Here is a 13,978-nt window from a genome sequence, read left to right on the forward strand (position 1 = left end):
AAACCAACGAACGACTTAATGCGGCTTTATGCCGCACTGCACATAGCGGTTACAACACGGACGTTCGTTCGATGCCGACGCCGACGCGTGACGGCATTAGCAACGCGTCGACCGCTAATCAGCCGACGTGACGCGGACGACGTGCGCGCCGCGTCGTCCGTGCCCTCATCTCATCCCATCTCAGCGCAGCGAGCGGAAACTCAGGCGCACCTCGTCCGTGAATGCTTGCGGTTGCTCCCAGGCTGCAAAGTGGCCGCCTTTGGGCAAACGGTTGTAGTGAATCAGCTTGGGATACGCCTTCTCGGTCCAGCTCTTTGGCGCCGAGTAGATTTCATCCGGGAACACGCTGACCGCGACGGGAATGCTCACGTGCTTCGGCGCAAAGAAATTGAGCTTGTTCTCCCAATAGAGCCGCGCCGACGAAATGCCCGTATTGGTCACCCAATACAGCGTGACGTTGTCGAGCACGTCGTCGCGCGACAACCCTTCAGTTTGTCCGTCGAACACGCGGGCAATCATCGCCTGACTCGCCGCGTCGTGATCGAGCATCCACGCGGCAAGACCGATAGGCGAATCTTCGATGCCATACAGCGTTTGCGGCCGGTTCGCCATCTCTTGCGCGTACCCCAGACCGTGCTTGTAGAAGTAATCGAGCTGATCGAACGCGTGCTGTTCGTCGGACGACAGGCCGGCGGGCGGCGGGTTGCCATACTTGAGTGCATTCGCAATGTCGTCGGGGACCGTGGCGGGCATGTTGGTATGAATGCCGATGAGTCCCGGCGGCGTCAGAAGCGCCATCTGCTCGGTGACGGCATTGCCCCAGTCCCCGCCTTGCGCGACGTATCGCGTGTAGCCGAGACGCTGCATCAAGGTCACCCATGCGCGTGCGATCCGCGCCGGGTCCCAACCCGTTGCTGTCGGCTTGCCTGAGAAGCCGTAGCCGGGAAGCGACGGGATCACGACATCGAATGCATCCGATGCGTTACCACCGTGCGCCGTCGGATTGGTCAGAGGATCGATGACTTTCATTTGCTCGATGATCGAGCCCGGCCATCCATGCGTGATGATCATCGGCAACGCGTCTTTCTGTTTCGATCGTACGTGGATGAAGTGAATGTCGAGTCCGTCGATTTCAGTCACGTATTGCGGCAGCGCATTCAGTCTCGCTTCGACCTTGCGCCAGTCGTAGTTAGTCGACCAGTAGGTGGCGAGCTTTTGCATCGTCGCGAGTTGCACGCCTTGTGACGCATCCGTGACGGTCTCGCGCTCGGGCCATCTGGTCGCCTTGATGCGTCGGCGCAGATCTGTCAGTTGCGATTCCGGCACGTGCACGCGAAGCTTGCGGATGGCCGTCTTGTCGCCGCCAGCCGACGGCGTGATGTCAACGACTGGCTGATTCGTCTGCGCAAAGGCGAATCGGCTCAACGAACCTGCGGCGACCGCGGCAGCCGCCACGCCGATAAAGCGGCGACGCGACGGGACTTGAGGAAGGATATCGTTTTGCATGGAAGCTCCTGTTGGCAATGTGCACGAGTAGGTGGAGCGATGAGCGCCGCTGCGATTGATATCCTGGGCATACCGCTTATCGCTGCCCGTTCGAAAGCCCATACCTCAAGCCATTCGGCAAAGCTCATATCGTCACCGTTTCGCTGCGAATCGACATTCGTGATTCGTGATTCGTGATTCGTGATTCGCAGCAGGTGAGCGGATTATCTGAACGCGGGTACATGACGTAAATACCCGCGACGGCACAACACTTGTGTCGGCGATGAACAACTCGCCGCCGATGCTGCGTGCCTGCTCGCAGGAATAGGCAGTAGTGCTGCCCCAACCGTAAAACGGTTGCAAACAGCAGCCTTTTCCACGGCAGAACGAGTGCGCTCGATTGTTGCCCCGCAACGCTTATCGCTTGACCCGGATCGCGTGCCGCTACACACGCGGGCCCTTCCGAAGCAGCCCCTTCATAGCTGGACGTTTGCTATTGCGGCACGTTCCAAGGCGTTTCTTTCGAGCATCAGTGGCTGCTTGAATCCGACACTGGAAGAACGTTCGGCAGTGCATGGCGGCGACGCACCTGTCCGAACCGTCGAGCGAAACGCGGCGAATCGTGCCGCCCAGATGGCTGACATAAGCGACGTTGCGGCTTGACGCGCGTTGCAAACAGATACTGCATGAGAACTCCCTGGACTGTCACGTGTTGTTGAACTTACGTGCAGTCCAGGAAGCGTGCGCAAGCGGAAAAGACGGCGCGCCGTAAAAGCCTCTTTTACGGAGCCTGAAAAGTGCGGACCCGCGGGCGATCAAAACGCCTTGGCAAGCCGGAATGCCGAAACGGCTTCGCGCATGGTCTGCGCCTGGCTTTCGAGCGCGCTCGCCGCGGCGGCCGCCTGTTCGACGAGCGCCGCATTCTGCTGCGTGACCTGGTCCATCTGGCTCACTGCGTGGCCGACCTGCTCGATGCCGTCGCTCTGCTCGGCCGTCGCCGTCGTGATTTCGCCCATGATGCCCGCGACGTTGCGAACCGACCGCACGATCTCGGTCATCGTCGCGCCCGCCTGCGCGACGAGTCCGTTGCCGTTCTGCACGTGGTCGATGGACGTGCCGATCAGCGCCTTGATCTCGCGTGCGGCGCCCGCGCTGCGCTGCGCGAGCGTGCGCACTTCGCCAGCGACGACGGCGAACCCGCGCCCCTGCTCGCCCGCGCGCGCCGACTCGACGGCCGCATTCAGCGCGAGGATATTCGTCTGAAACGCAATGCTGTCGATCATGCCGATGATGTCCGCAATCTTGCTCGAACTGGAACTGATCTCGGCCATCGTGTGCACCGCGCGCTCGACCACGTCGCCGCCCTGCTGCGCGAGATCGGCTGCACTCGTGGCAAGCCTGTTGGCTTCGCGCGCGTGCTCGGCATTCTGCTTCACAGTCGACGTCAGTTGCTCCATGCTCGCCGCCGTTTCTTCGAGGGAGGCCGACTGCTCTTCAGTGCGGCTCGACAGATCGAGATTGCCCGCTGCGATCTCGCGCGCCGCCGTATGAATAGCCTCGCAGCTTTCGCGCACGCCGGAAACCGTGCGCGTGAGACCCGACTGCATGCGGTGCATTGCGGCGAACAGCTGACCGATCTCGCTCTTGCTCGCCTCCGGCACGCGCACCGTGAGATCGTTGGAGGCGATGCGATCGAGCACGTTGGCCGCCTGCTTGAGCGGCGTGGTGACCGTGCGTTGCAACGCGATGTAGGCAAGCACGATCAACGCCACTGCGATCGCGATGCCGAACATCACCGTGCCGACGATCCATTGATAGCGCTCGTTGCCGCTCGCGAGCGCATCTTCGGAAAGCTGGTTCGCGAGCTTCTGGAATTTCTCGACGTTCGCCGAATAGGCAGCGCCCGACGCCGTGATGTCGCGATCGTTGAGCGCCGCGTAGGTCGCCGTGTCGCCGTTGCGCAATGCGTCGGCGGCGCGGTTGAGTGTCGCGGCGAGTTGCGTCGCTGAATCGAGCAGTTGCTGCTTGAGCGCAGCGTCCATGCCGTCGAACGCATCCGACTTCTCGAAAGCCTGCGTCTCGCGCACCGACAGGTCGAGCGAGCGTTGCGCGCTTTGCAGTGCCGAGTCGCGCGTGGCCGTGTCGTTGCGCTCCTTCAGCGCGGAGTAGGCGCGCACCATCGCCGAACGCGTGCGCGTGGTGTCCTTGTACGCATCGTTGACGAGAATGGTTTGACGCGCCATGTCGCGCAGATTCTGCGCGTTGCCGTTGGTGATCTTCAGCGCGCCGATGCCGACCACGCCGCCCAGCAGAATCATCGACGCAAATACCACAAGCAATGCAAGCAGGCTGGCCCGTACCGTAATGTTGCGCATGCTGATCGATGCCAGCACGCGCCGGCGAAGAGTTGACTGAACAGCTTTAACGGCAATATCGGGGAACGCTTTAGGACATTCGGGAAATATCGGCCAGTCGCATCGGACATTGATGCGCGAACCGCGCTATTGCAGCGCGAACGCGTGAATTGCGATGTTCCGGCAGCTGGTCGGCGAACCGCCGCAGAGAAATCTCGCGTCGGGCCGAGCTTTTGAGGCCCGCCCGAACGCGAGTGAAGTGAGAGGCGCTACCTTTGCTGGATTCCAACTGCTGCACGGTGGATCACACAGTGCGCAGCATCTCCAGCACCCGCGCGACATCGGCGTCGGCGAGGTCGCCCTCCGGTTCCTTGCGGGCGAGCAGCAAGTCCATCAGGTCGTTATCGCTCAGTTCGAGCAGGCGCGTGAGCGCGCCCACATCCGCATCACTGAGATCATGCTCATATCGGCTAAAAAAACGCTCGAAGATCAGATCGTTTTCCAGCAGGCCACGCCGCGCGCGCCACTTCAGGCGCGCACGGCGCAGCGGGTCGGACTGATGCGATGTCTCCATCTCAGACCGTCCGGCGCACCATCAATTCCTTGATCTTGCCGATCGCCTTCGTCGGATTGAGCCCCTTCGGGCACACGTCGACGCAGTTCATGATCGTATGGCAACGGAACAGACGGTACGGATCTTCCAGGTTGTCCAGCCGCTCGCCCGTCGCCTCGTCGCGGCTGTCCGCGATGAAACGATACGCCTGCAGCAGCCCCGCCGGGCCGACGAACTTGTCCGGATTCCACCAGAAGCTCGGGCACGACGTCGAGCAGCTCGCGCACAGAATGCACTCGTACAGCCCGTCGAGTTCGTCGCGCTCCTCCGGCGACTGCAGACGCTCCTTCTCCGGCGGCGGCGTGTCGTTGATCAGGTACGGCTTGATCGAGTGATACTGGTTGAAGAACTGCGTCATGTCCACGATCAGGTCGCGGATCACGGGCAGCCCCGGCAGCGGACGCAGCACGATCTTCTGCGGCAGGTCGTTCAGGTTCGTCAGGCACGCCAGACCATTCTTGCCGTTGATGTTCATCGCGTCCGAGCCGCACACGCCTTCACGGCACGAGCGGCGGAACGACAGCGTTTCGTCCAGTGCCTTCAGCTTCACCAGCGCGTCGAGCAGCATGCGCTCGTGCGAGTCGATCTCGATCTCGTACGTCTGCATGCGCGGCGCGGCGTCCTTGTCCGGGTCGTAGCGGTAGATTTCGAATGTACGCTTGGCCATTGTGTGGGGTCCTTTGACTTGTGCGTGTGGCTTAGAAAGTACGCGCTTTGGGCGGCACCGATTCGACCGTCAGCGGGTTCATGTGCACCGGCTTGTAGTCGAGGCGGTCGCCTTCGCTGTACCACAGCGTATGGCGCAGCCAGTTCTCGTCGTCGCGATGTTCGAAGTCGTTCTGCGCATGCGCGCCGCGGCTTTCCTTGCGCGCTTCGGCCGACACCATCGTCGCGCGTGCCACTTCGATCAGGTTCTCCACTTCGAGCGCCTCGACGCGCGCCGTGTTGAACACCTTCGACTTGTCCTTCAGGTGGATGTCGCCAACGCGCGCCGCCACTTCGCGGATGCGCTCGACGCCTTCGGCCAGCAGCGCCGACGTGCGGAACACGCCCGCCTGCTTTTGCATCGTCGAGCGGATATCGTTCGCGACGTTCTGCGCGTATTCGCCGGAGGTCGATTTGTCCAGCTTCGCCAGACGCGACAGCGCGAAATCAGCGGCATCGGCCGGCAGCGGCTTGTGATCCTTGATTTCCTTCACGTGCTTGACGATGTGGTTGCCCGCCGCGCGGCCGAACACCACCAGGTCGAGCAGCGAGTTCGTGCCCAGGCGGTTCGCGCCGTGCACCGACACGCACGAGCATTCGCCGACAGCGTAGAAACCGTTGATCGGATCTTCGTGGCCCTTCGCGGTGCCCACCACCTGACCGTGGATGTTCGTCGGAATGCCGCCCATCTGGTAGTGGATGGTCGGCACAACGGGGATCGGCTCCTTGATGCAGTCGACGTTCGCGAACTTCAGCGCGATTTCGCGGATCGACGGCAGACGCTTCATGATCGTCTCGGCGCCGATGTGCGACAGGTCGAGCAGCACGTGGTCCTTGTTCGGACCGACGCCGCGGCCTTCCTTGATTTCCTGGTCCATCGAGCGCGAGACGAAGTCGCGCGGTGCCAGGTCCTTCAGCGTCGGCGCATAGCGCTCCATGAAGCGCTCGCCGTTCGAGTTACGCAGGATGCCGCCTTCGCCGCGCACGCCTTCCGTGATCAGCACGCCCGCGCCCGCCACGCCCGTCGGGTGGAATTGCCAGAATTCCATGTCTTCGAGCGGGATGCCCGCGCGTGCGGCCATGCCCAGGCCGTCGCCCGTGTTGATGAACGCATTGGTCGATGCCGCGAAGATCCGGCCCGCGCCGCCCGTGGCGAACAGCGTGGTCTTGCCTTCGAGGATGTAGACGTCGCCCGTTTCCATTTCCAGCGCGGTCACGCCCAGCACGTCGCCGTCGGCGTCGCGGATCAGGTCCAGCGCCATCCATTCGACGAAGAACGTCGTCTTCGCCGCGACGTTCTGCTGGTACAGCGTGTGCAGCAGTGCGTGGCCGGTCCGGTCAGCCGCCGCGCACGCGCGCTGCACGGGCTTCTCCCCGTAGTTCGCCGTGTGGCCGCCGAACGGGCGCTGGTAGATCGTGCCGTCCGCGTTACGGTCGAACGGCATGCCGAAGTGTTCGAGTTCGTACACGGCGTTCGGCGCTTCGCGGCACATGAACTCGATTGCGTCCTGGTCGCCGAGCCAGTCGGAGCCCTTGATCGTGTCGTAGAAGTGGTAGTGCCAGTTGTCTTCGCTCATGTTGCCGAGCGAGGCGCCGATGCCGCCCTGTGCGGCCACCGTATGCGAGCGCGTCGGGAACACCTTCGAGAGCACGCACACCGACAGACCCGCGCGCGCCAGTTGCAGCGACGCGCGCATCCCCGAGCCGCCTGCGCCGACGATCACCACATCGAACTTGCGGCGCGGCAGGGAATTCTTGATTGCAGCCATTCTTTACACTCTCCAGAGAATCTGCGCAGCGTAGCCCGCACACGCGAGCAGCCAGACGATCGTCAACGCCTGCAGCACGAGCCGCGTGCCGACGGGCTTGATGTAGTCCATCCAGATGTCCCGGATGCCGACCCATGCGTGATAGAACAGCGCCAGCAGCGTGACGAAGGTGGCGAGCTTCATCCACTGCGTGGCGAAGATCCCGGCCCAGCCGTCGTAAGAGAATGCGTGCGCGCCGAAGAACCAGGCGAGCAGGATGACCGTGTACACGGCCATGATCACGGCCGTGATGCGCTGCGCGAGCCAGTCGCGCAGACCATAATGCGCGCCCACGACGAGGCGCTTCGAACCAACTCGGTTATTGGCGGACATGTTTTTAGAAGGCTCCGAACAGTTTGAGCGCGAAGGCGATGGTCAGGATCGACGACACCGCCAGCACGACGACCGACGTGCTCTTGCCGCGCTCTTTCGATACCGCGTCGTGGTTCACGTCCATCGTCAGATGGCGCACGCCCGCGCAGAAGTGAAACAGGAACGCCCAGGCCAGCACCAGCGTGATCAGCTTGACGACGATGTTGGACAGGAAGCCCTTGAACACCTCGAAGCTCAGTTCAGAGGTCAGGCTCTGGTCGAAGAGGTACAGCAGGAACGGCAGGCAGATGAACAGCAGGCCGCCGCTTACACGGTGAAGGATCGACACCCGTCCCGCCAGAGGAAGACGGTATGCCGTCAATATCTGCCCGATACCGATGTTCCGGTATTCCGGTCTCGGTTTTTTCAATGCATCTGCCACAGTAGACCCCTTTCGGTTCTTCAAGACGAAACAACGACGGCATAGCCGCACGCCACCCCAGGCGCGATGCGTCCTGCCTTTCTCCTCTTGACGATTGTTGGGGACGTTATCCGGGGAGACGTTCGGGGGCGGCGGACCGCGCGATAGCGATATTTTGTCGCGGGACTGTTATACTGTCCAATATCTATCGCGTCTTTCTGAAATAGCTTTTTCATATATCGGATGGAACTGCGTCATATCCGCTACTTCCTTGCCGTTGCCGAAGAGCGCAACGTCACGCGCGCGGCCGAAAGGCTGGGCATCGGTCAACCGCCCCTCAGCCAGCAAATCCACGCGCTCGAAGACGAAATGGGCGTGCGCCTGTTTCGCCGCACGGGGCATGGGGTCGTGCTGACGGAAGCGGGCGAAGCCTTCGCCACCGACGCCAAACGCATCCTGCACGACACGCGCATCGCCGTCGAAAAGGCGCAGAGCGCCGGGCGCGGCGAGATCGGGCAACTGAACATCGGCTTTACGGGCTCGGCGGCTTTCAATCCTGTCGTGTCGAAGCTGATCCGCGCGTACCGGCAGGCTTATCCGAACGTCACGTTGACGCTTGCGGAGGGCAATACGGCGCAACTGCTCGCCTATCTCGACGAACGCCGTGTGGATGTCGCGTTCGTGCGGCTCGGCAGTCAGTCGCCCGCTGGCGTGCAGTTCCATCACATCGCAACCGAGCCAATGAAGATCGTGCTGCCCGCCACGCATCGTCTTGCGAAGAAGCGCAAGATCGCGCTGTCGGATCTGGCCGAAGACCCGTTCGTGATGCTGCCGCGAGAGGCTAGCCCGACGTTGCATGATGTGATCGTCGGGGCCTGCCGGGAAGCAGGCTTTGAGCCGATTGCCGGACAGCAGGCGCCGCAGTTGTCGTCAGTAGTGAATCTCGTGGCGGCGGAGTTTGGTGTGTCGCTGGTGCCGGCTTCTGTTTGTCAGATACAGGTTGAAGGCGTCGTGTATATCGATGCGCTCGGTAAGCCTATTTCTATCCGGCTGGTGCTGGCGTCGCGGATTGAATCGACGCCGGCAAAGACAGCGAATTTTCTCGCGCAGGCTTCGGTGTTTGCGGCGGAGATGTTGTAGTGGAGGTTGGGGGTGGGGTTCGGCCATGCGCAAGGCCAGCGACTGCAAGTACTTTTTAATTTGCTTGATGAGCTTGGCGCATTTGAACGGCGCTTTTGCCCCGGCAACACGTTCAATATATTCGGGGCACTCAAGGTAATCCGCCAAGAGATTCGGCATTCAAAACACCCCGAACTGCGCAAACCTGTATATCTTCAATTCGTCAGCGGGGCTGCAGGCAGGTGCGATGGTCCGCTCGGCGAGAAAAGGCACTGACGGCAAATGGCTGGACGTGAGGCGCTCAACCCAGAACAACTGGAGTGCGGATCCGCCCCGGGAAAATAGAAGCGGGGAGGCAATGTGATTACGGGGCTACCCGGCGGAATGAGGGGTTATCGCCGAGCATGCCGGCATACGCGGAGTCATCGGGACCATAAGCACTACCCGTTCTCGATGAACGGACGACAATGACACCCTTGTTGATGGCCTTTACACCGACGGAGATCGCTTCGCCGCTCTCTAGCGCAATTAGCCCCCGGCCCGCTTCGCAGTGTGCCCGTCCTTTCTGAGCGCTTCGATGATTCGCTCGCAATGGTCGCCCTGTACTTCAATCACGCCGTCCTTGACCGTTCCACCAGAACCGCATGCCATGCGCAACTGCTTGCCTAGCAACGCCAGAGCAAGAGGATCGAGCGCCAGCCCTTTGACGATCGTCACGCTTTTTCCGCCCCGACTCTTGGTCACGAGCGTCACCCTTACCACACCATCGCCTACCGGTTGTGCCCTGGCAACCGCCTTGCAGACACATTCCGCAAGTACCTGCCTACATTCAGGACACATCCGCCCACCATCGGTGGAATAGACAAGGCCACCTTTTGAACTACTCTTCATGATCGGCTTACTCAGAGACTAATCGAGACGAGTTTAGCAGGGCGTATTCCGCTTGCCATGCCAAACAATCCGGCCAGAGCGTGTGACTTCGACCCGATGGCTGGGGCCATCCGTGTCGACGAAAGCAGGTGAACGGAAAGATCACCGCAAAAAACGGCGCACCGCGATGTGCACCCCAACCACGCAAGCCAACCCGATGAGACCGCCCGCGAGTACATGCGCCGCGTGCAACAGCGGCCAGCCCTTGATTTCGGTGGCGAGGCGAAGATACAGGGGTGCGTCGGCAGGCATGCGTGAAGTCCCCTTCCGATGTCCTCAGGCGGACTCGCGCTGTAAACCGGCAGCCACTCAGTCTGCGCACGGGATGCCCGATGAACTTACAACGCGATATTACGCGCCTGCCAGAGTCGATTGGCGAGCATGGCCGCTCCCCGATGCAACTGCAGACCACCACAGTCGTATCGTAGAGATCGCGACGCCGTAGCCTTCCGCCAGAATCATCAGCAGGCAGATGGCGACGACCCGGATCGTCACGCGTAACGGAATGTCCGTTGCAGAATCCCGCTGTCCATTGAATACGTTCGACGCCATGTCTACGCCGACGTCACCCGTGCCCGGTGATCCCCTATTCATGCCCACGCTCTCCCCGATGCGTTGTTGAAAAACCCCGCTCCAGGCCGCCAGCGATCAGCGCTCCCGTTCGACTTCAGCCGGACTGCGATGGCTTACCAGCCCTAACCTGCCCCGCGTCTCCGCGCTCTCCTGCCCCTCGCGCAGTAGATGACGCGCAATCTCGGCCACGCGTTCGACGTGCGCAGTCGCGGCATCGCGTGCCTCAACGGGCGCACGTGCGCGAATCGCCGCGAGAATCCGGCGCATTTCCTGAACGGCCTGGCGGCCGCGATCATCGGATGCGATCGTCAATGCACGCAGCCGGTTGATACGCGCCGTCAACGACTGCACGATGTCCCACGCCACGCTCTTCTTGCCGCCCGTGAACATGCATTCGTAGAACGCCGACGTGAAGGCGCGCACGGCCTGATGATCCTGTGCATCGAACGCGGCCTGGATCTTTTCGATGCAGCCGGCCAGCTCCGCATGCGTGTTTTCGTCGGCGTGCTGCGCGCAGGCCATTGCGGCTTCGCCCTCTAGTAAAGCGCGTATTTCGTAGATCTCGGCAGCCGTATCGAGATCGAGTATCGCGACGATCGGCCCCTGGTTCGGAATCGAATCGACCAGCCCTTCCGTCTCCAGATGCCGCAACACTTCGCGCACGACCGTCCGGCTCACACCCAGTTCTTCACACAGCGAACGCTCGACGAGCCGCTCGCCCGGACGAAAATGCGCATCGACGATCGCCGCACGCATTTTCTCCAGCGTGAGTTCGCGCAGCGTCGTCGTGCGGCGTTCGACCTTCAGCGACGGCAGTGCATCACTCATGGCAATCGTCACGCTTGAGCAAAGAGCCGCACGTCGCGCGTATCCCAATCGACGAGCGCGTTCGTGCCGATCGACAGCCCACTGTCATGACGCTGTCCCGCGGGCATGCGGATCGAGATCTCCTGTTGCCATGGCGTTGCCACCGCGTAATGCATCGCATCGCCGAGATACGTAATGTCGCGCACTGTGACCGGCAAGCCTGCTGTGCCATTCGCATCGCGCATCGCGTGGATGCGCATCTGCTCCGGGCGAATCATCAGCGTGCCGTCGTCGCCTGCCGTGAGCGCCGGGTTGAAACTGCCGGACGTAACCTGATGACCATTCGGGAACACACCGTTCATGCGTCCATCGGTGTGCGACGTTACGCGCACAGGCAGGAAATTCGAATTGCCGATAAAGCTCGCAACAAAGCGCGATGCAGGGTTCGCATATAGTTCTTCGCCCGTGCCGACCTGTTCGATCCGCCCCTTGTTGAACACCGCAATACGGTCCGACAGACGCAGCGCTTCTTCCTGATCATGCGTCACATAGAGAATGGTGACGCCCGTTTCCTGATGGATGCGCCGCAGTTCAAGCTGGATTTCTTCGCGCAGCTTCTTGTCGAGTGCGGACAGCGGCTCGTCCATCAGCAGCACAGGCGGATCATAGGCGAGCGCACGCGCAATCGCGACGCGCTGCTGCTGCCCGCCCGACAATTGCGCGGGCATACGGTCGCGGCATTCGGACAGATGCACGAGCTTGAGCATCTGCTCCACTTTCGCTTTCACTTCGGCTTCGGGACGGCGGCGCACGCGCAACGGAAACGCGACGTTCTCGCCCACCGTCAGATGCGGAAACAACGTGTAGCGTTGAAACACCATGCCGATGTTCCGCTTGTTCGGCGCAACGGAAAGCAAAGGCTTGCCGTCGAGCAGCACGCGCCCTTCGCTCGGCTCCTGAAAGCCCGCGACGATGTACAGCGTCGTGCTCTTGCCCGAACCGGACGGCCCGAGGAACGTCATGAATTCGCCCTTGCGCACATCGAGAGAAACGTGATCGATGGCGACGACGTCGTCGTATGTTTTGCGCAGGCGCTGGATTTGCAGGAATGCAGTCATGTCGTTCACCTTGGTTATCGCGCGCGGCGCAACACGGCGCCCGCCAGCATCAACACAGCCGTCAGGCCGACCAGTAACGAAGACGCCGCCGCGACGACGGGCGTCAGGTCTTGCCGCAGCGTCGCCCAGATACGCACGGGCAACGTTTGCAGCGTTGGGCTCGCCATGAAGATCGACACCACCACTTCGTCCCACGATGCGAGGAACGAGAAGATCGCGGCCGCGAAGATGCCGAGCCGGATCGCGGGCAACGTGACGCGCAGCTTCACTTCGAGCGGCGACGCACCGCAGATCAGCGCGGCATCTTCTAGCGATGTGTCGAAGCTCGCTAGCGAGTTGCTGATCGAGATAATCGAGAACGGCAACGCAATGATCAGATGGCCGATCACGAAGCCCGTCATCGTGCCGTTCAGGCCGATGCGCAGGAAGAACGCATACAGCGCGACAGCGAGCACGACGACGGGCAGCACCATCGGCGTCAGGAAGAAAGCCTGCACGGCATTGCGTCCGCGAAACTTGCCGCGCACCAGCGCCAGCGACGCGAGAAAGCCGATCAGCACGGACAACACGGTTACTATCACCGCGAGCTTCGCGCTGGTGAGCAGCGAGTCGATCCAGCCAGCGTCGGTGAACAACTGGCGATACCACTCCAGCGTCCAGCCCGGCGGCGGAAAGATCAGCCACTGAGAATCGCCGAATGACAGCGCGACGATAAAGACGATCGGCAGCAGAAGGAACAGTGCAACGCCAACGCCAACAGAGAGCAAGGCCCAGCGCAGCGCGCCCAGACGGTCGAAATCGAGCAGCATGTCAGCGGCCTCCCACACTTGCACGTGCACCGCCCGTGAAGCGCAGTTGCAACGCATACAGCGAAAGCGTGACAGCCAGCAGCACGAACGCAGCCGCACCAGCGAGACCCCAGTTCAGCAATTGCTGCACGAGCTGCGCGATGAGTTCGGCGAGCATCATGTACGAAGCGCCGCCAAGCAATGCAGGCGTCACGAAGTAACCGAGCGCCATCACGAACACCATCAGCGCGCCCGATGCGACACCCGGCATCGCCAGCGGTACCAGCACGCGCCAGAAAGCCTGCCAGCGGCTAGCGCCACAGATCGCCGCGGCTCGCAGTGTCGACGGATCGATGCCGCGCAAGGTTGCGTGCAACGGCATCACGAGAAACGGCAGCATGATGTACGTCATGCCGATCGTCACGCCGATCAGGTTGTTCACCAGCGTCAGCGGCTCGCTGATGATGCCGAGCGCCATCAGCATGCGGTTGATAGGCCCTGTCTGCTGCAGCAGCACCATCCACGCGAAGGTGCGCGCCAGCAGGTTGGTCCACATCGACAGCAGCATGATTGCGAACAGCAGCGAACTCAGCTTGCGCGGCGCAATGGCGAGCAGCCATGCAGTCGGAAAGCCGATCGCGAGCGTCGCCAGCGTCACCACGGTCGCCACCAGAAAGGTGTTGCCGAACACGCGCAGATAGGTTGTCGAGCCTACCAGTTGCGCGTAGTTCTGCATTCCCAGCGACGGTTCAAGCACACTGCGCAACAGCAGCGACAGCACGGGTAGCAGAAAGAAGATCACCAGCAGCAGCAGCGCGGGCATCAGCAGGCGCACGCTGCGCCAGTCGCGCCGCGGGCGTGCGGCCGTCGCGGGCGCATGCGCGACGGTACTCAGAACATTAGGCATGGTGTCTCCCATCCACTTCGATCACTGTGGGACACGTT

15 protein-coding genes are annotated in these 13,978 nt (G+C 61.9%); 1 reads left to right on the top strand and 14 read right to left on the bottom strand.

Annotation, left to right across the window (positions count from 1 at the left end):
* Positions 1 to 180: 180 nt before the first annotated feature.
* From C2L66_RS36985 to sdhC, 7 genes are all read right to left on the bottom strand, one after another.
* Positions 181 to 1,506: an epoxide hydrolase family protein gene (locus C2L66_RS36985; protein WP_060608997.1), complete on the bottom strand. Its 1,326-nt coding sequence runs from the start codon at positions 1,504 to 1,506 to the stop codon at positions 181 to 183.
* A 794-nt stretch (positions 1,507 to 2,300) separates the two neighbouring features.
* Positions 2,301 to 3,860, bottom strand: a complete 1,560-nt coding sequence (locus C2L66_RS36995) for a methyl-accepting chemotaxis protein (RefSeq protein WP_060610555.1) — start codon at positions 3,858 to 3,860, stop codon at positions 2,301 to 2,303.
* A 283-nt stretch (positions 3,861 to 4,143) separates the two neighbouring features.
* On the bottom strand, positions 4,144 to 4,413 hold the full coding sequence (locus C2L66_RS37000) for an FAD assembly factor SdhE (protein WP_060609000.1): 270 nt from the start codon (positions 4,411 to 4,413) through the stop codon (positions 4,144 to 4,146).
* A gap of 1 nt (position 4,414) precedes the next feature.
* Complete coding sequence (locus C2L66_RS37005; RefSeq protein WP_054935253.1) at positions 4,415 to 5,119, bottom strand: succinate dehydrogenase iron-sulfur subunit; 705 nt, start codon at positions 5,117 to 5,119, stop codon at positions 4,415 to 4,417.
* 31 nt (positions 5,120 to 5,150) lie between these two features.
* Entirely contained in the window at positions 5,151 to 6,926 is a 1,776-nt protein-coding gene (gene sdhA / locus C2L66_RS37010; RefSeq protein ID WP_060609003.1) for a succinate dehydrogenase flavoprotein subunit, read from the bottom strand.
* Positions 6,927 to 6,929: 3 nt separating this feature from the next.
* On the bottom strand, positions 6,930 to 7,298 hold the full coding sequence (gene sdhD / locus C2L66_RS37015; protein ID WP_054935251.1) for a succinate dehydrogenase, hydrophobic membrane anchor protein: 369 nt from the start codon (positions 7,296 to 7,298) through the stop codon (positions 6,930 to 6,932).
* A 4-nt stretch (positions 7,299 to 7,302) separates the two neighbouring features.
* Positions 7,303 to 7,719, bottom strand: a complete 417-nt coding sequence (gene sdhC, locus C2L66_RS37020; protein ID WP_060609005.1) for a succinate dehydrogenase, cytochrome b556 subunit — start codon at positions 7,717 to 7,719, stop codon at positions 7,303 to 7,305.
* Positions 7,720 to 7,941: 222 nt separating this feature from the next.
* Here sdhC and C2L66_RS37025 point away from each other — a divergent pair, with 222 nt between their 5' ends.
* Positions 7,942 to 8,838 carry a LysR family transcriptional regulator gene (locus tag C2L66_RS37025; RefSeq protein WP_054931089.1) on the top strand — a complete coding sequence of 299 codons (897 nt, stop codon included), beginning with the start codon at positions 7,942 to 7,944 and terminating at the stop codon, positions 8,836 to 8,838.
* Positions 8,839 to 9,345: 507 nt separating this feature from the next.
* Here the strand turns inward: C2L66_RS37025 and C2L66_RS37035 are convergent.
* The 7 genes from C2L66_RS37035 to C2L66_RS37060 all read right to left on the bottom strand — a co-directional run bounded on the left by C2L66_RS37035 (position 9,346) and on the right by C2L66_RS37060 (position 13,940).
* Complete coding sequence (locus C2L66_RS37035; protein WP_060609008.1) at positions 9,346 to 9,708, bottom strand: translation initiation factor Sui1; 363 nt, start codon at positions 9,706 to 9,708, stop codon at positions 9,346 to 9,348.
* Positions 9,709 to 9,849: 141 nt separating this feature from the next.
* The gene (locus C2L66_RS41030; RefSeq protein ID WP_156516842.1) at positions 9,850 to 9,999 is read right to left on the bottom strand and encodes a hypothetical protein; all 150 of its coding nucleotides are present in this window, start codon (positions 9,997 to 9,999) and stop codon (positions 9,850 to 9,852) included.
* 99 nt (positions 10,000 to 10,098) lie between these two features.
* Positions 10,099 to 10,341: a hypothetical protein gene (locus C2L66_RS37040; RefSeq protein WP_060609010.1), complete on the bottom strand. Its 243-nt coding sequence runs from the start codon at positions 10,339 to 10,341 to the stop codon at positions 10,099 to 10,101.
* Positions 10,342 to 10,395: 54 nt separating this feature from the next.
* Complete coding sequence (locus C2L66_RS37045) at positions 10,396 to 11,148, bottom strand: GntR family transcriptional regulator (protein ID WP_054931144.1); 753 nt, start codon at positions 11,146 to 11,148, stop codon at positions 10,396 to 10,398.
* A gap of 8 nt (positions 11,149 to 11,156) precedes the next feature.
* Entirely contained in the window at positions 11,157 to 12,245 is a 1,089-nt protein-coding gene (locus C2L66_RS37050; protein WP_060609011.1) for an ABC transporter ATP-binding protein, read from the bottom strand.
* 14 nt (positions 12,246 to 12,259) lie between these two features.
* A complete protein-coding gene (locus C2L66_RS37055) occupies positions 12,260 to 13,054 on the bottom strand; it encodes an ABC transporter permease (RefSeq protein WP_060610558.1) in 795 nt (264 codons plus the stop codon).
* Position 13,055: 1 nt separating this feature from the next.
* Positions 13,056 to 13,940, bottom strand: coding sequence for an ABC transporter permease (locus C2L66_RS37060; protein ID WP_054931092.1), 885 nt, complete (start codon positions 13,938 to 13,940; stop codon positions 13,056 to 13,058).
* Positions 13,941 to 13,978 lie beyond the last annotated feature (38 nt).

This window comes from Paraburkholderia caribensis (assembly GCF_002902945.1).
In the GTDB taxonomy this organism is placed as follows: domain Bacteria; phylum Pseudomonadota; class Gammaproteobacteria; order Burkholderiales; family Burkholderiaceae; genus Paraburkholderia; species Paraburkholderia caribensis.